We start from the raw sequence: 18,058 nt of genomic DNA, 5'->3' as shown, positions 1-18,058 counted from the left end.
ATTAAAGAAAATTCATATTATAATCTTTCTACTAAAAACTACTTAGCGCTTTCTGCAAGCTCATATCCTCTTACAAACAATAGAGTCATATAAGAAACAATAAATGAGAAGATGCTGTACATGCCAACCCAAAAGAAGAATTTTGGAGTGAAGGCGATAACACCTATTATTAAAAAACTAGCAAACGTTACAATCGGCATTACGTAATACGTTTTCGTCTTGCGTGTTCCAATAACAGAAACGATAAAGATAAGTAATGGACAAATTAATAAGACGAAAATCAATTCATTCATAGTTATGTCCCCTTTTCTAATGGAAGTAATCTGTACCTCGTAAACGTTTTTTAAATAAATATTCTCTTAATATAACTTCGCTAACATGTAGATAATCCCTTTAGAAAGTCACTGGATTTCATAATAAAAAGCGTAAGCAAGAGAAAACTTGCTTACACTATAGAATAAACATCGCAACGATCGTGGTGACAATTAAGCCAATCACAACTGGTAAAAAGTTTCGGCGTGCGAGTTCAAATGGATCCACTTTACAAATGGCAGCGGCAGGAATAAGCGCCCAAGGAATTAAAGTCCCGCCCCCGGTCCATATGGCAGCAATTTGCCCGAGTGCTGTTAATGTAGCTGTTCCATGCCCAAGTGCTGTTCCGAAAAGATTGGCAATTGAACCAGCAAGTGATATACCAGAAAAGCCAGATCCATCTAATCCTGTTATGACACCAACGATAGTTAATGTTCCCGCCGATACGTATTGATTTAAAGGAACAGTTTGAGATAAGGCAATCCCTAAGTCGTTAATGATTCCATGTGAACCTTTCGGTAAATAGTCTCCGATAATTTTCACAAAACCGCTATCTCCTAAATAAAAGAGTGCAGCAATTGGAATAACTGGACCAAAGATTTTAAATCCAAATTGGAGCCCTTCTATAAAATAATCGGTTGTTTTATTTAGTCCATTACCTTTGTAGGCGATGAGGGAAATGATGATAATCATAATAACAGTCGTTCCGCCGATAAGTGCTGTTGCATCGCTTCCTTGTAGTTTAAATTGAATCATGCAAAGGATATCGATGATATATACGATAGGGATACATATAGCGAGCCATTTCTTTATGCGAGGAGATAATAAAATAGTAGTTTTAGATGGTTCCGTTGATGCAGGGGAGTTTTGCAAGGATAATCCTGTATCAAATTCTTTTCGTAAGAAGAAAAAAGCGACAGAAGTTGTAACAACGCCCATCACGATAACGAGGGGAACACTGGCAGAAACGACGCTGGAAACAGGAAGACCAGCCGCGTCTGCAGTTAATTTCGGTGCACCTTGAATAACGAAGTCACCAGATAAGGCGATGCCGTGTCCGAATAAGTTCATAGCAATGGCAACCCCAATTGGAGGAAGACCGACGCGTACAGCGACGGGGAATAAAATAGCTCCCATTAAGGCGACAGCTGGAGAAGGCCAAAAAAAGAAAGAAATTGTCATCATTAAAAGGCCGATAATCCAGTAGGCGAGGGTAGGGGTACGAATCATCTTTGTAAATGGTGAAATCATCGTATCATTTATGCCAGTATGAACGAGTAGATTGCTCATTGATACGATAATAGAGATAATTAATATAGTTGGTAATAGCTCAGTAATAGCGTAAATGAAACTTTGAAAAATACCGCTAACGGCAAGAGGGATAGAACTTGTAGCAGTTAATGCTAATAAAAAGATAAAAACGATACAAATAATCGTCGTATCTTTCCGGAGAATAAAAAAGGTAATAATAGTGAGTAAGCAAATAACATAGAGAGCGTGTAATAGCGTTAATTCAACTCCCATAACATTCACATCCTTAGGCATTCGTGTAGTTTATTGTATGAAAGCAGTGAAAGTATGTGAGTATAGAAAAAGAAAAAAAGTGAAATTTCATGTACTGTAATGGTAAGAATAAAAAATGGATGATGCAATACAATTAATCCTAAAAATGGAATTAGAGGAGGGCGTATGTGCAAAAAAATTGGTTTTTGGGGATTTATTATTTCTTGTAGTCCATTAATCATTTTAAATCTATTTACAAACAATGAATGGATAAGTATCACCCCTCTTTTTGGGTTTGTTTTTATACTGTTATACCGATGGGATGACATGAAACAACATAGTAAGAAAAGTATTGGAATTATGATAGGTATCATTGTTGTTTGCTCATTTTTCATAGGGTTTATTTTAATAGAAGGACAGAAACAGATGGAGAAAATGTCTATTTTTCAAGAATAGATGTCTTCTGCAAAAGGTCTTTATATTGTAATTGTAGTTGTTATTTTTCTTAGGTTCACGATAAGAATATGGAGTTACATATTAAAGAGAGGATAGAATGGAGGTAGTAAGAATGAGAGAAAAAATAGGATATTATGGTGTGCTCGTTTGTTTACTATTATCAGTTATTTCAGGGCAATTTTTAAAAAGTGAATGGGTACCAGTTATATTATGTATAGGAGTATTGATTTTTGCACCTATGTATCGCTGGAATAAATGGAAAGCATATAGTCGAAAAAAGAAAATGGTTTTCAGCATCGAATTTGTCATTATAATCAGCACAATTCCGTTTTTGTTATGGAAAGGAAATGAGATAATAGATGGAATTGTAATGTTTCAAGGGTGGTTGTTTATTTCGAAAATGCTATATTTAATATGCATTTTAATGTTGGTAGTGGTAGTCACTAAAATAATAAACGAAAAGCTATTCGTTAATGAATAAAAGAAAATGCCACCTTATTCGGTAGCATTTCCTCATTTTACTGCATGAGCTTTTTGCATCTTTTTAATTAAACGAATTTGTCCACGATGATTGATTTCATCTTCAAAAACGTGAAACCACTTAAAATAGTTATTTGCTGGTTTGTCATACCAAAAGTCTGTCGTTTTAAATAACCATTCATCAGGTAACGATTGAAAAGTCTCGATTGTTTTGGAACGTACTTCTTGTAATGTATTTATGTAAAATTCTATAGCGTTTCCTTTTATTTTCTCACGTCCAAGATCGCCTAATTCAATGCCAGGTAACCAGCGTTCTAATTCAGCCTCCGTTGGTTCACGGTCTTCAAAAGTATGAATCTGGTAGTAAAATTCAATAGCAGCCATATGATACAATAACATGCCAATTGAATTTGCTTCCTTATCATATAAATAATCAAGTTCTTCAATTGTTAAACTTTCCACTGCTTGCATTGTTGTATAGCGAGCGTAATTCATCATGGAAACAAGCTTTGAAAATTCTACATGTAAACCCTCCAATTTATCAATTACAAAATTCAATTAAAATTCCCCCTCTTTAAACGATGACTCCAGAGAAAAAATTCTATGTGCAGAGAAAAACTCCTTTTAAAAAGTTCATGATTTTAACAAGGAATTACAATTAGTTCCCGATTTGATTTTGTAATAACTTCATATCCGTCTTTTGTGATGACAATATCATCTTCAATTCTACAACCGCCCCAGTTTGGTATGTAAATACCAGGTTCAACTGTAACAACCATACCTTCTTCTAAAGTAGCCTGACTTTCTTGGGATAGGCGAAGAGGTTCATGTATTTCTAGCCCAAGACCATGACCAGTAGAGTGTCCAAAGTATTGACCGTATCCATGTTCTGTAATGTAATCTCTCGTTATATCATCGATACTTTTCGCAGTTTCTCCAGGCTTAATTGCTTTAGTTCCACGTTTTAACGCTTCTCGTACAACATTGTATATCTTTTTGAATTCTTCTGATGATTCTCCGATTGCTACAGTACGAGTTATATCGGAACAATATCCATCGTAAAGTGCATCGAAATCTAATGTAACGATGTCGCCTCGCTCGATTATTTTATTTGATGCAACTCCATGAGGAAGTGAAGAACGAACGCCAGAAGCTACAATGATTTGGAATGAAGAGGATGTAGCCCCTTTTTTTCGCATGAAAAATTCCAACTCATCTCGTACATCATTTTCACTTATTCCTGGTTTTAGAAACGTAATGATGTGGTGAAATGCTTCGTCAGCAATATTAGCTGCGATTTTCATTGTTTCTATTTCCGGCATGTCTTTAATAATACGAATATTTTCGATGATTTCGCACACTTGAACCATTTCCACATGTACGCATTTTTGTAAGTTTTTATATTGTTGCAATGTCATGTTGTTCTCTTCAATTCCGAGTTTTTGAATGTTTAATTTTGATACTTGATTTGCAATTTCTTTTTCTAAATTTCCTGTATGCATAATAATTTCAGCATCTTTTATTTGTGATTTCGCTTGATCTACATAGCGAAAATCAGTTATAAAAACAGCTTTATCCGCAGAGATTAAGACGACGCCAGCACTACCTGTAAAGCCTGTTGCATATTGGCGATTTTCTTTTTTGGTAATGAGTAACCCGTCAATTTCATAGTTTTGTAGTTGATTTTGGATTTTATTAATTTTTAAAGTCATGTTAATTCCCCCTATTCACAGTATTTAATAAAGCAAATAGTGTGCCAAAATGTATATTTGAAGAAAGGATAGTAGGGAAAACATATATTTTAAGGGAGATAAGAAAATAGCCCGCCATTTGTGGGAGACGGTTTGTTTATGAAATTCAGATTGCTTCAATAAATAGCAGGGGGATGAAAAAATATTGATTGGAGTTACACTTGTACTTTATTTACATGCTTTAAAAAATTTATACAAATGTAAAATGACACTGTCAATTTTTTTGACAATATTGAATGGATATAGCAACTAAATTGAAAATAAATAAAAAATGCGTTGCTTATAAGCAACGCATTTTTTATTTACGCTTTTAATTTCATTACAATATCAGCATCTGGTGTTACATATACGGTTTGCTGATTGTCGTACGTAACAAAACCAAGTTTTGCACCACTCGGTTTTTTGACATGGCGTATTTTGGTGAAATCAACAGGTACAGAGCTAGACTCTTTCGCTTTACTGTAATACGCAGCAATTTTGGCAGCTTCTAGTAAAGTTTCTTCAGCAGGCTCTAAAGAACGAATGACAACGTGAGAGCCAGGTATGTCTTTCGTATGTAACCAAATTTCATCACGGCGGGCAAACTTCGTTGTTAAATAATCATTTTGTTTATTGTTTTTACCAACGAAAATCTCTGTACCATCACTTGCTAAATATTTATCTAATACTGGTTTAGTAGGTTTTTTCTTTGTGTTTTTCTTTTTGCGATTGCGCACATAACCTTCTTCAGCTAATTCTTCACGAATTTCTTCAATATCTTTTGAAGAAGCAGCTTCCATTTGTTGAAGTAAGCTATCAAAATAAAGAATTTCTTCATTTGTTTTTTCGATTTGTTCTTCTACAATAACAACTGAATTTTTCGCTTTTTGGTACTTTTGGAAATAGCGTTGCGCATTGTCAGATGGTGTTTTTAAAGGATCTAATGTAATTTTTACAGTTCCGCTATTTTCGTCGTAATAGTTAACGACTTCAATATCTTTATCCCCTTTTTTCAAAGCGTACATATTGGCTGTAAGTAGTTCTCCAAATAGTTGATATTTATCTGCCTTTCCGGCATCTTGCAGTGTTTTTTCGAGTTTAATGAGTTTTTTCTCGTTTTTATTTTTTTCGTTTTGCATAAAGCGTTCTAAATCATGAGCTTGTTGTTTTACACGATCACGTTCTGCTTTGCCAAAGAAGAAACGATCTAACAATTCGCTCACTGATGAGAATGTTTTTTCTTCTCCTTGCAAGTGTGTAAGAGGGAAAAGATAAAAGAATTCTTTTCCATTTGCAGTAATCATTGCTGGTGTATATGCATGAGATAGTAATGGTGTTTGTATAGAGAAAAATGCTTCTGATAATGCTTTCTCATTTACCATACCGGCTTTCTTTACTACTTCTTTTGCAAATAATGGGGATATTCCCATGAAAGCCCCGACGAGTTGTTTATCCATATTTCCAGATAGAAAGTCTAGCGGTCTAATAAAATCATCTGCGGTTTCAATTTGCAGAGGATTGATTTTATGTTGGGCTGGTGGCGCGACGTACTCAGCACCAGCATATACAGTTCGGTGACGGTTTACGGCTAATGAAACGTGTTTTAAGCTATCTAAAATCACGTTTGTTTTCGTATCTAATAAGATAATGTTGCTATGTCTTCCCATTATTTCAATTACTAATGTTTTTAATGATTCGTCTCCGATTTCATTACGACTGCGAACTGTAATTTGGATAATCCGTTCTAAGTCGATTTGTTCAATTTTTTCAATAAATCCACCTTCTAAATGTTTACGAAGAAGCATACAAAACATCGGCGGTATTGCTGGCGAATCGTAGTTTTGATTCGTTAAGTGCATACGCGCATATGTAGGATGAGATGAAAGAATTAGTTTTTGGTTCTTTCCATTCGCTCGAATATGTAATAAAATCTCGTATTTTGAAGGTTGATATATTTTGGAAATCCTTCCCGTGTAAAGAGAATTTTCAATTTCATGTGTAATCGCTCTTGTAAATAATCCATCGAATGCCATTAATGAACACTCCTTTCTAACTAAAAGTTAATTATAGCATTTTTTTGGACGAGGCTGAATAAGCTTTCAATAGAGTATGTCTGGAATCAGGAGGTCGATGGCAGGATGAACTGGTATGGAATGCGAGCACATGAAGTGGAAGAAAGAACGAATACGAATGTAAAGGTTGGACTTACGGAGAAAGAAGCAGAAGGGCGAATTAAGAAATTTGGTACAAATGAATTAGAAGAAGCAAAAAGGCCTTCTGCACTAATGGTATTTTTAGCGCAATTTAAAGATTTCATGGTACTCGTTTTGTTTGGAGCAACAATTGTTTCTGCGTTTTTAGGTGAATACATTGATTCTATTGCTATTGTTGCCATTGTTATTATCAATGGTATTCTCGGCTTTTTTCAAGAAAGAAAAGCTGAAAAATCATTGGAAGCTTTAAAGGAACTAGCTGCTCCACAAGTTACTGTAATGCGGAATGGAAAGTGGGTAAAAGCACCATCTAAAGCACTTGTTTTAGGTGATATTATTAAGTTTTCCAGTGGTGATCGTATTGGGGCTGATGTGCGTCTTGTTGAGGCATCAAGTTTATATATTGAAGAGTCTGCTTTGACAGGGGAGTCCGTACCTGTGCAAAAGAAGGTAGAAGCATTGCAAGGGCAAGAGGTTGCAATTGGTGATCAAAAAAATATGGCTTTTATGGGGACAATGATTACGCGAGGATCTGGAACAGGTGTCGTTGTAGCAACTGGTATGAATACAGCGATGGGTCAAATTGCAAATATGTTACAAAATGCAGAGCAAATGGAAACACCACTGCAAAGAAGGTTAGAACAGCTCGGAAAAATATTAATTATTGTAGCTCTTATTTTGACAGCGCTCGTTGTATTGGCTGGTGTGTATCAAGGGAATGAAGTATATCATATGTTTTTAGCTGGCGTATCGCTAGCTGTTGCGGCTATTCCAGAAGGGTTGCCAGCAATTGTTACAGTAGCTTTATCACTTGGTGTACAGCGTATGATAAAAAAGAGAGCAATTGTACGAAAGTTACCAGCCGTAGAAACGTTAGGTTGTGCTTCCGTTATATGTTCTGATAAAACGGGGACAATGACGCAAAACAAAATGATGGTAACACATATGTGGTCAGGCGGAGAATTGTGGAAAGTGACAGGGCAAGGATATGAACCTAATGGCTCTTTTATGAAAGGTGAAATAGAAGTGAATCCAGCTAAGACAAAAGCACTTTATCAGCTACTTACATTTGGTTCACTATGTAACAATGCAAATATTATTCAAAAGAAAAAGGCGTACGTATTAGATGGAGATCCAACAGAGGGAGCGCTTGTAGCTGCAGCAATGAAAGCTGGGATTACACGTGAGGCATTGAAAGGGAAATTTGAAATTATTCGTGAATTTCCATTTGATTCAACTCGAAAAATGATGAGTGTTATTGTACGAGATCGAGAGGGGAAGAAGTTTATTGTTACGAAGGGAGCACCGGACGTTCTTTTGCAAATGAGTCAAACGATTTTATGGGGGGATAAGCAGCAGCCGTTAAGTGAGTTATATAGAAGAGAAGTACAGGCGGCTATTCATAGCTTAGGTAGTCAAGCGCTTCGAACAATTGCAGTTGCGTTTAAACCTTTAAAAGTCACGGATTCTATTGAACATGAAAGAGACGTTGAAAAAGATTTTATGTTGGTTGGGATACAAGGTATGATTGACCCGCCAAGGCCAGAAGTGGCGCAGGCGGTAAAAGAGTGTAAAGAAGCTGGTATTCGAACGGTAATGATTACAGGTGATCATAAAGTGACAGCAATGGCGATTGCTGAACAATTAGGAGTTTTGCCACCAGATGGACGCGTTGTTGAAGGCGTAGAACTCGCGAATATGGATGTGGAGGAATTAGAAAATGTTGTAGAAGATACGTATGTATTCGCTCGTGTATCACCTGAGCATAAATTAAAAATTGTTAAGGCACTGCAAAATCAAGGACATATAGTAGCCATGACAGGCGATGGAGTGAACGATGCTCCAGCTATAAAAACAGCGGATATTGGGATAGCGATGGGAATTACAGGGACAGATGTTGCGAAAGAGGCCTCTTCACTTGTTTTACTAGACGATAATTTTGCTACAATTAAATCAGCAATTAAAGAAGGAAGAAATATATACGAGAACATACGTAAGTTTATTCGCTACTTATTGGCGTCAAACGTTGGAGAAATTTTAGTCATGTTATTTGCGATGTTACTTGCATTACCACTGCCGATGGTTCCTATTCAAATTTTATGGGTGAACTTAGTTACTGATGGTTTACCAGCGATGGCATTAGGTTTGGATAAGGCTGAAGGAGATGTGATGAAGAGAACGCCGCGCCACCCGAAAGAAGGGGTATTCGCTAGAGGGCTTGCGTGGAAAATAATAAGTCGAGGGTTTTTAATTGGGGCAGTGACGTTAGTAGCGTTTATTATTGCGTATAACCAACATCCAAATGAACTGAAATATGCACAAACTGTAGCGTTCGCGACGTTGGTACTTGCTCAGCTTATTCATGTATTTGATTGTCGTAGTGAGCATTCTGTCTTTCACCGCAATCCATTTGGGAACGTGTATTTAGTAGGGGCGGTTATCATTTCGTTACTACTCATGCTAGTGGTTATATATTATCCACCGTTACAACCGATCTTTAGCACAATGCCGATACAAGCAAGAGATTGGTTATTAATTGGAGGTTTGTCATCAATTCCGACTTTCTTACTAGTAGGTTCTTTATTAACAGGGAAAAAGGCGAAAAAGAAAAAGCCAATGTTATATAAGAAGGGATTAAACTTGAAATAGTCAATGTTATGAAAATGTGATATAATTTACAGAAGGTAGTAGAGCCTTGTCTCTATTACCTTTTTCATTGAGTTATTTTATGGCTTGGATGTGATAAAAATGATTTCTAGTATGACAGGGTTTGGAAGATCGAAAGTAGAAAGTGATACTTTTCAAATTACAGTAGAAATGAAATCGGTGAACCACCGTTTTTTAGAGATGAGTATTCGACTTCCTAAGCAAATGATGGTATTTGAGGACAAAATTCGTAAAATAATTGCACAGCAAGTTCGACGTGGACGCATTGAGGTGTCTATTAGTATAGCAGGTGAAGGACTTGTTGAAAGAAAATTAAGTGTGAATTGGTCACTTCTTGAGCAGTACCAATCGATGATGGAAGATATAAAAGGAAAGTTTCAATTACAAGATTCTATTACACTCGAGCAATTAATGGCAATGCCAGAAGTAACAGCAATTGAAGAAATAGAAAATGTAAATGAACATTTTGAGAACAGTTTATATGAGGCTGTTCGTCAAGCTGCTCATATGTTGAAAACGATGAGAGATGGCGAAGGAGAACGATTACATAAAGATATAGCGTATCGTTTACAAGAGATTAGCAATTGTGTAAATGCAATTATTCCACATGCACCAATTGTTACACAAAAATATCGTGAACGATTAGAAAATCGCTTAAAAGAATTACATAATCAAGAGTTAGATGAACAAAGATTGCTAACAGAAGTCGCAATCTTTGCAGAGCGTTGTGATATTCATGAAGAGTTAGTTCGTTTGCAAAGTCATTTAGAGCAATTTCATGAAACATTGCAGATTGAAGAGCCTGTTGGAAGAAAAATGGATTTCATCGTGCAAGAGATGCATAGAGAAATTAATACGATTGGTTCTAAGGCAAATGACTTAACAATTTCAAAATATGTTGTAGAAATGAAAAATAACCTTGAAAAAATTCGTGAACAAGTACAAAATATTGAGTAGCTTTCAAAAAATATATAAAGTTATACGTGGTGGAGAAATCGGATAGACTTACTAGGAGGCGCAAACTATGGCCATGCGGTTTTTAAATATTGGATACGGAAATATTGTATCTGCTCATCGAATTATTGCTATTGTAAGTCCGGAGTCAGCTCCTATTAAACGAACAGTACAGGAAGCACGCGAACATAATGCTTTGCTTGATGCTACGTATGGGAGAAAAACAAGGGCGGTTATTGTTATGGATGATGGGCATGTTGTATTAAGTCCAATTCAACCAGAGACGATTGCACATCGTTTGAATAATAAAGAAGATTTAAGTGAGGAAGGGTAGGTTTTACATATTTATGAGAAGTAGAAGAGGATTGCTCATCGTTCTTTCAGGGCCTTCTGGGGTTGGAAAAGGAACGGTTCGTAAAGAGCTGTTTAGCCATGAGGATACACGTTTTCAGTACTCTATTTCAGTAACGACACGTAAGCCGCGTGAAGGTGAAGTAGATGGTGTGGATTATTTCTTTAAAGAAAGAGAAGAATTCGAGGAAATGATTCGTAATGAAAGATTACTTGAGTGGGCTGAGTTCGTAGGTAATTATTACGGAACACCGATTGACTATGTTGAAAAAACATTACAAGAAGGAAAAGATGTATTCTTAGAAATTGAAGTGCAAGGAGCAATTCAAGTTAAGAAAGCTTTCCCAGAAGGTGTATTTATTTTCTTAGCACCTCCAAGTTTATCTGAACTAAAGAGCCGTATTGTCGGCCGTGGTACAGAGACTGAAGATGTTATTGAAAATCGTTTAACTGTAGCGAAAGAAGAAATCGAGATGATGGACGCTTACGACTATGTAGTAGAAAACGATCAAGTTGAATTAGCTTGTGATAGAATTAAAGCAATTGTGGTTGGCGAACATTGCCGCCGCGAAAGGGTAGCAAAATATTATAAAGAAATGACGGAGGGTCTATAATTATGTTAAATCCATCAATTGACTCATTACTACAAAAAATCGATTCTAAATACACACTAGTAACAGTGGCTGCAAAGCGTGCACGTGAAATGCAACTTGCTAATAACTGTGTTGTAGAGCAACCGGTTTCTCATAAGTGTGTAGGTAAAGCATTAGAAGAAATCGATGCGGAAGTATTAAGCTACGTACCAAGTGAAGATAAAGTTGCTGAATAAGCCTTTGCCTTCGACAAAATAAAACATAGACTTTATAATTTTCTATGTAACGGTAACAACCTATTTACAAGTAGGTTGTTATTTTTTTACGAAAGGAATGAAATATTGGTACTGACGAGCTGGGAATTCTATTTCAGTATTATAAGTTTGAAAAAGAAAGAGGACGAGTCATATGCTAAAAGGGAAAAAGATACTTCTATGTGTAACAGGAGGCATTGCGGTTTTTAAAGCAGCTGCGTTAACGAGTAAATTGACACAATCTGGCGCGATTGTAAAAGTAATGATGAGTGAGTCGGCAATGAAGTTTGTTACGCCTCTTACATTCCAAGCACTTTCTCGCCATGATGTATATACGGATACATTTGATGAGAAAGACTCGGCTGTTATTGCTCATATTGATTTAGCAGATTGGGCGGATGTTGTACTTGTCGCACCTGCTACTGCCAATTGTATTGGAAAGTTAGCTGGTGGTATTGCAGATGATATGATTACAACTACTTTGTTAGCTACTGCAGCTCCGGTATGGATTGCGCCTGCTATGAATGTGCATATGTATGAAAATAAAATTGTTCAAAAAAATATGATGACATTGAAAACGCTAGGATATACGTTTATTGAGCCTGGGGAAGGCTTTTTAGCATGTGGATATGTAGCAAAGGGACGACTAGAAGAACCTGAAGCGATTATCGCACGGTTAGAGGAAGCTTTCTCAGAACACAAACCATTGCAGGGAAAAAGAATATTAATAACTGCTGGCCCAACACGTGAAAAAGTTGATCCAGTTCGTTTTATGACGAATTTTTCTTCTGGAAAAATGGGGTATGCGATTGCAGAAGTGGCGGCGAATTTAGGCGCTGATGTTATACTCGTTTCAGGACCGACAGCATTAAATCCACCGTTACATGTAACGACAGTGCAAGTGGAATCTGCACAAGATATGTTAGAAGCAGTTCTTCAACATTATCAAAACGTAGACGTTGTCATTAAAACAGCAGCAGTTGCAGATTATCGTCCGAAATATGTTCATGATAATAAAATGAAAAAGCAAAATGGTGATGCTGTCATTGAACTCGAAAGAACGGTGGATATTTTAAAAACGTTAGGTCAGAAAAAGGATAAACAGTTACTTATCGGTTTTGCTGCTGAAACGACAAATGTAGAGGAATATGCAACGAAAAAACTACGTGAGAAAAATGCAGATATGATTGTCGCGAATGATGTAAAAGCGCAAGGAGCTGGATTTGGCACGGATACGAATATTGTAACGATGTATAGAAAAGATGGAAAAGTTATTGAGTTGCCACTTTTAATGAAAAAAGAGGTAGCTCGTGAAATATTAAAGCAAATTGAAATGATGTTAGAAGATGATCGTTTATGAAATTTGCAAGTGTAATTGTTGATGTACCTGCCCGTCAGACAGATCGACCATTTGATTACATTATACCTAAAAAATGGGAAGATATTGTACAGACAGGAATGCGGGTAGTAGTTCCGTTTGGGCCAAGAAAATTGCAAGGTTTTATTATTGGGATTAAAGATTCGGTGGATGTAGAAAGTAAGAAGTTAAAGACGATCCATGAAATATTAGATGTAACACCGGTTTTAAATGATGAATTATTAAAACTTGGATATTGGCTTACAAGTGAAACGTTATGCTACATGATTTCAGCTTTTCAAGTGATGCTTCCAACTGCGATAAAAGCAACGTATAAAAAACGTCTACAACTTTGTAAACAGGAAGAAATAGCACCTGAAATACTATATTTATTTCAGGATAAAGAAGCAATTGATTTTGAAGTAATCGAGCAACAGCCACATTTATACCGGACTATTCAACAAGAAATTAAAAATGGTACGGTTGAAGTCGTTTATCAAGTGAAAGATAAAGTACAAAAGAAGAAGCAAAGAGTTGTTCAGCCGGAGTTGCCAGAAGATAAATTAGAATTAGCGGCATTTGAACTGAAAAGTAAAAAACAACAAGATGTACTCTATTATTTTGTGGAAAATTATAAAAGTGTACCGTTGAAAGTAATTACAGAAGAGTTACAAATAACAGATGCTCCAATAAAAGCACTTGTTAAAAAGGGATTCATTTCAGAAAAGTATGTGGAAGTATACCGAAATCCGTATGACGATGATGGTTTTGAACAAACGAAACCATTGCCACTTACGGAGGAACAAAAACAAGTTATTACACCGATTTTATCATCAATTACAAATGAAACTTATAATCCATTTTTACTATATGGTGTTACAGGAAGTGGAAAGACAGAAGTATATTTACAATCTATAGCAGCAGTGCTCGAGAAAGGAAAAGAAGCTATCGTTCTTGTTCCTGAAATTGCACTAACACCCCAAATGGTGGATCGTTTTAAAGGTAGGTTTGGCTCGCAAGTTGCAGTTCTTCATAGTGCGTTGTCTGTTGGAGAAAAGTATGACGAGTGGCGTAAGATTTTAAGAAAAGAAGTGAAAGTTGTAGTTGGTGCGCGTTCAGCCGTTTTTGCGCCTTTTGAGAATTTAGGGATTATTATTATTGATGAAGAGCATGAATCAAGTTACAAACAAGAAGATAATCCAAGGTATCATGCAAGAGATGTGGCTGTCTGGAGAGGGCAATACCATAAATGTCCTATCGTTCTTGGTAGTGCGACACCAACACTTGAATCGTTTGCAAGGGCGAAAAAAGGTGTTTATGAACTACTAACAATGGAAAAACGTATGAATGAACAAGCTTTACCAACGGTAGAGATTGTTGACATGCGAGAAGAACTTCGTGACGGGAATCGATCAATGTTTTCTAAGGCGCTGCATGAAAAAATAGCAGATCGATTAGAAAAGAAAGAACAGATGGTACTCTTCTTAAATAGAAGAGGTCATTCTACATTTGTTATGTGCCGTGATTGTGGGTATGTTGTACAATGTCCGCATTGTGATATTTCATTGACATATCATAAAATGAATCATCGTTTAAAATGTCATTATTGTAGTTACGAAGAAAATATGCCAACTGAGTGTCCAGCTTGTCAAAGTACATACATTCGTTTCTTTGGTACAGGTACACAAAAGGTAGAAGAAGAAATTACAAAACTATTTCCAGAGGCGCGAGTCATTCGAATGGATGTAGATACGACAAGTCGAAAAGGAATGCATGAAAAATTATTAAAGGCGTTTGGGGAAGAAAAAGCAGATATATTACTTGGAACACAAATGATTGCTAAAGGATTAGATTTTCCAAAAGTAACGCTTGTTGGGGTTTTAACTGCAGATACGATGCTTCACTTACCTGATTTTCGTGCAAGTGAAAAGACATATCAGTTATTGACGCAAGTAAGTGGACGAGCGGGTAGACATGAATTGCCAGGGGAAGTTGTGATTCAAACGTATACGCCAGAACATTACAGTATAGAGTTAGCGAAGAACCAACAATATGATGTGTTTTTTGACCAAGAAATGCAAATGAGACGAACAAGACAATATCCTCCATATTACTATGTTGTACTCGTAACCGTATCTCATCCTGAATTATTAAAAGCGGTACAAGTGACGGAAAAAATTGCCTCGTATTTACGAACGCATTGCTCGCAGCAAACAATGGTGTTAGGACCAGTTGCTTCAGCAATTCCAAGGATAAAAGATAGATATCGTTATCAATGCATGATAAAATACAAACGGGAACCAAACTTAAAGAACGTGCTCAAAATGGTAAATGAACATTATCAAGCAGAAATGCAAAAAGAGCTACAAATCTCAATTGATTTTAATCCAACAATGTTAATGTAGCGGAGGGAAATATGGCAGTTTTAGAAATAGTAAAGCATCCAAATGAAGTGTTAGAAACACCATGCGAAAGAGTAATTAACTTTGATAAAAAGTTAGTAAAATTGTTGAAAGATATGCATGAAACAATGTTAATTGCGGACGGAGTCGGTTTAGCTGCGCCTCAAGTAGGTGTAAGCTTGCAAGTAGCGGTTGTTGATGTCGATGATGATACTGGGAAAATCGAGTTAATCAATCCATCAATATTAGAAAAACGTGGTGAACAAGTAGGTCCCGAAGGATGTTTAAGCTTCCCGGGACTTTATGGTGAAGTAGAACGTGCGGATTATATTAAAGTAAGAGCACAAAATCGCCGTGGGAAAGTATTTTTATTAGAAGCGGAAGGATTTTTAGCGCGTGCAATTCAACATGAAATCGATCATTTACACGGTGTTTTATTTACATCGAAAGTGACAAGATATTATGAAGAAAACGAACTAGAATAGGTGTTAAAAGGAGCGGTTTTTAAATGATAAAAGTAGTGTTTATGGGAACACCGGACTTTTCAGTGCCGGTGCTTCGTCGTCTTATTGAAGATGGCTATGAGGTAGTAGGTGTTGTGACGCAACCTGATCGTCCAGTAGGTAGAAAAAAAGTATTAACACCTACACCTGTTAAAGTTGAAGCGGAAAAACATGGTATCCCTGTGTTACAGCCGTTAAAAATTCGTGAAAAAGATGAATATGAAAAAGTATTGGCATTAGAGCCAGATTTAATTGTAACAGCTGCATTTGGTCAGATTGTACCAAATGAAATTTTAGAAGCACCGAAGTATGGATGTATTAATGTCCACGCTTCTTTACTTCCTGAACTTCGTGGTGGTGCACCAATTCATTATGCAATTATGGAAGGTAAAGAAAAAACAGGTATTACAATTATGTATATGGTAGAAAAATTGGATGCTGGTGATATCTTAACGCAAGTGGAAGTGGAAATTGAAGAGCGTGAAACGACAGGCTCATTATTTGATAAATTAAGTGAAGCAGGAGCACATCTTCTATCTAAAACAGTACCTTTATTAATTCAAGGTAAGTTAGAACCGATTAAACAAAACGAAGAAGAAGTAACGTTTGCGTACAATATAAAACGTGAGCAAGAGAAAATTGATTGGACAAAAACAGGTGAAGAAGTATACAATCACATTCGCGGATTGAATCCATGGCCAGTTGCTTATACAACTTTAGCAGGACAAGTTGTTAAAGTATGGTGGGGAGAAAAAGTGCCTGTAACTGAACCGGCTGAAGCAGGTACGATTGTTGCGATCGAAGAAGATGGTTTTGTAGTAGCAACTAGTAATGAAACAGGTGTTAAAATTACTGAATTGCAACCTTCTGGTAAAAAGCGTATGAGTTGTTCACAATTTTTACGTGGAACAAAACCTGAAATTGGAACGAAGTTAGGAGAAAATGCATGAGACAAAATGTTCGTGAATTAGCTCTTGATGGTTTAATTCAAGTGGAAAAAAGTGGTGCATATAGCAACTTACTTTTAAATAATTTAATTGAAAAAAGTGCAATTGATAGAAAAGATATTGGTTTATTAACTGAAATTGTATATGGAACGATTCAACGTCGTGACACATTAGATTATTATTTACAGCCTTTTTTAAAAAAGAAGGTTGAGGCGTGGGTAAGAGTATTGCTTCGCTTATCTTTATATCAAATGATTTATTTAGACCGAGTGCCAGAAAGAGCGGCTATTCATGAAGCGGTTGAGATTGCAAAGCGTCGCGGGCATAAAGGAATTGCTGGTATGGTGAACGGTGTATTACGTTCGATTCAGAGAGAAGGTGTACCTTCTGTAGATGAAATCAAGGATCCAGTAGAACGGCTTGCAATTGCGATGAGTCATCCAGTTTGGCTTGTACAAGAGTGGACTTCTGCATATGGCTTAGAAACTGCAGAGAAAATGTGCGAAGTAAATATGTTACCTCCTGTACCTACAGCGCGTGTGAATGTTGATAAGGTAACGGTAGAAGAAGCGATTGAGTTGTTGGCAAGTGAAGGTATAGAAGCAAAACGTGGTGACTTGTCAGATGATGCAATTCAGATTGAAAGAGGAAATGTAGCGCATACAGAAGCGTTTAAAAAAGGATTTCTTTCTATTCAAGATGAAAGTTCTATGCTTGTAGCACGCGCTTTAGAACCAAATGAGGGAGAGACAGTTCTTGATAGTTGTGCGGCTCCTGGTGGTAAAACTACGCATATAGCTGAGCGTTTAAAGGGAACTGGTAAAGTAATGTCTCTTGATTTACATGCACACAAAGTACGTTTAATTAAACAGCAAGCAGAGCGACTTGGGTTAGAAAATGTCGAAACAAAAGCGCTAGATGCTAGAAAAGTGCAAGAGCACTTTTCAAATGAAACGTTTGATAAAATATTGGTAGATGCACCGTGTTCTGGATTTGGTGTAATTAGACGTAAGCCTGATATTAAGTTAGGAAAAGATAAAGGCGATAGTGAAAGATTATCGACGATTCAACTTGCGATACTAGAAAAAATAGCACCGTTATTAAAACAAGGCGGTCGTCTTGTTTATAGTACGTGCACAATTGAGAAAATAGAAAATGAACAAGTAATAGATAAATTTTTAAAAGAACATCCTGAATTTGAATGGGATACTACGATAAAAGAACGTATGCCAGAAAAATTAAGTCCATATATTAATGAAGGTCAAGTACAAATTTTACCGCATTATTTTGCAACGGATGGCTTTTATATTGCTTGTTTAAGGAAGAAGGTGTAGCA

16 protein-coding genes and 1 pseudogene are annotated in these 18,058 nt (G+C 36.4%); 12 read left to right on the top strand and 5 right to left on the bottom strand.

Features of this window, described 5'->3' with window-relative positions:
- Positions 1-38 precede the first annotated feature (38 nt).
- Positions 39-293: a YbeF family protein gene (locus NZ044_RS19080; RefSeq protein ID WP_001003933.1), complete on the bottom strand. Its 255-nt coding sequence runs from the start codon at positions 291-293 to the stop codon at positions 39-41.
- Positions 294-450: 157 nt separating this feature from the next.
- Positions 451-1,836 (bottom strand): membrane protein, encoded by a 1,386-nt coding sequence (locus tag NZ044_RS19075; protein WP_000537904.1) that lies wholly within the window; start codon positions 1,834-1,836, stop codon positions 451-453.
- Positions 1,837-2,001: 165 nt separating this feature from the next.
- Here NZ044_RS19075 and NZ044_RS19070 point away from each other — a divergent pair.
- Positions 2,002-2,367 (top strand): annotated as a pseudogene (locus tag NZ044_RS19070) (YoqO family protein).
- A gap of 16 nt (positions 2,368-2,383) precedes the next feature.
- Positions 2,384-2,752 (top strand): YoqO family protein, encoded by a 369-nt coding sequence (locus NZ044_RS19065; RefSeq protein WP_001208268.1) that lies wholly within the window; start codon positions 2,384-2,386, stop codon positions 2,750-2,752.
- A 32-nt stretch (positions 2,753-2,784) separates the two neighbouring features.
- On the opposite strand, the gene NZ044_RS19060 is transcribed toward NZ044_RS19065, so the two are convergent.
- The 3 genes from NZ044_RS19060 to NZ044_RS19050 all read right to left on the bottom strand — a co-directional run bounded on the left by NZ044_RS19060 (position 2,785) and on the right by NZ044_RS19050 (position 6,514).
- Complete coding sequence (locus NZ044_RS19060) at positions 2,785-3,309, bottom strand: DinB family protein (RefSeq protein ID WP_001012056.1); 525 nt, start codon at positions 3,307-3,309, stop codon at positions 2,785-2,787.
- An 83-nt stretch (positions 3,310-3,392) separates the two neighbouring features.
- Positions 3,393-4,463 carry a M24 family metallopeptidase gene (locus NZ044_RS19055; protein WP_340949937.1) on the bottom strand — a complete coding sequence of 357 codons (1,071 nt, stop codon included), beginning with the start codon at positions 4,461-4,463 and terminating at the stop codon, positions 3,393-3,395.
- A gap of 341 nt (positions 4,464-4,804) precedes the next feature.
- On the bottom strand, positions 4,805-6,514 hold the full coding sequence (locus NZ044_RS19050; protein ID WP_000863281.1) for an Rqc2 family fibronectin-binding protein: 1,710 nt from the start codon (positions 6,512-6,514) through the stop codon (positions 4,805-4,807).
- 105 nt (positions 6,515-6,619) lie between these two features.
- Between NZ044_RS19050 and NZ044_RS19045 the strand changes: the two genes are divergently transcribed.
- From NZ044_RS19045 to rsmB, 10 genes are all read left to right on the top strand, one after another.
- Complete coding sequence (locus NZ044_RS19045; protein ID WP_001104763.1) at positions 6,620-9,343, top strand: calcium-translocating P-type ATPase, SERCA-type; 2,724 nt, start codon at positions 6,620-6,622, stop codon at positions 9,341-9,343.
- 99 nt (positions 9,344-9,442) lie between these two features.
- Positions 9,443-10,318 carry a YicC/YloC family endoribonuclease gene (locus NZ044_RS19040; protein ID WP_000625867.1) on the top strand — a complete coding sequence of 292 codons (876 nt, stop codon included), beginning with the start codon at positions 9,443-9,445 and terminating at the stop codon, positions 10,316-10,318.
- A 67-nt stretch (positions 10,319-10,385) separates the two neighbouring features.
- Positions 10,386-10,649 (top strand): extracellular matrix/biofilm regulator RemA, encoded by a 264-nt coding sequence (gene remA / locus NZ044_RS19035; RefSeq protein ID WP_001251456.1) that lies wholly within the window; start codon positions 10,386-10,388, stop codon positions 10,647-10,649.
- Between the two features lie 13 nt (positions 10,650-10,662).
- Positions 10,663-11,280, top strand: coding sequence for a guanylate kinase (gene gmk, locus NZ044_RS19030; protein ID WP_001257742.1), 618 nt, complete (start codon positions 10,663-10,665; stop codon positions 11,278-11,280).
- A gap of 2 nt (positions 11,281-11,282) precedes the next feature.
- Positions 11,283-11,495, top strand: a complete 213-nt coding sequence (rpoZ, locus tag NZ044_RS19025) for a DNA-directed RNA polymerase subunit omega (protein WP_000933962.1) — start codon at positions 11,283-11,285, stop codon at positions 11,493-11,495.
- 172 nt (positions 11,496-11,667) lie between these two features.
- Entirely contained in the window at positions 11,668-12,873 is a 1,206-nt protein-coding gene (coaBC, locus tag NZ044_RS19020) for a bifunctional phosphopantothenoylcysteine decarboxylase/phosphopantothenate--cysteine ligase CoaBC (RefSeq protein WP_000911744.1), read from the top strand.
- A complete protein-coding gene (priA, locus tag NZ044_RS19015; protein WP_000666722.1) occupies positions 12,870-15,275 on the top strand; it encodes a primosomal protein N' in 2,406 nt (801 codons plus the stop codon). The genes coaBC and priA overlap by 4 nt, the downstream gene beginning before the upstream one ends.
- An 11-nt stretch (positions 15,276-15,286) precedes the next feature.
- Entirely contained in the window at positions 15,287-15,757 is a 471-nt protein-coding gene (gene def, locus NZ044_RS19010; protein WP_000279470.1) for a peptide deformylase, read from the top strand.
- Positions 15,758-15,780: 23 nt separating this feature from the next.
- Entirely contained in the window at positions 15,781-16,725 is a 945-nt protein-coding gene (gene fmt / locus NZ044_RS19005) for a methionyl-tRNA formyltransferase (RefSeq protein ID WP_000598805.1), read from the top strand.
- Positions 16,722-18,056, top strand: coding sequence for a 16S rRNA (cytosine(967)-C(5))-methyltransferase RsmB (gene rsmB / locus NZ044_RS19000; RefSeq protein WP_001249661.1), 1,335 nt, complete (start codon positions 16,722-16,724; stop codon positions 18,054-18,056). The genes fmt and rsmB overlap by 4 nt, the downstream gene beginning before the upstream one ends.
- The last annotated feature ends 2 nt before the right edge of the window (positions 18,057-18,058 follow it).

The organism is Bacillus sp. FSL K6-1338 (genome assembly GCF_038006965.1).
Taxonomy (GTDB): Bacteria; Bacillota; Bacilli; order Bacillales; family Bacillaceae_G; genus Bacillus_A; species Bacillus_A thuringiensis_S.
Note: the sequence above shows the minus strand (reverse complement) of the source record. Positions and strands in the feature narration are given on the sequence as shown.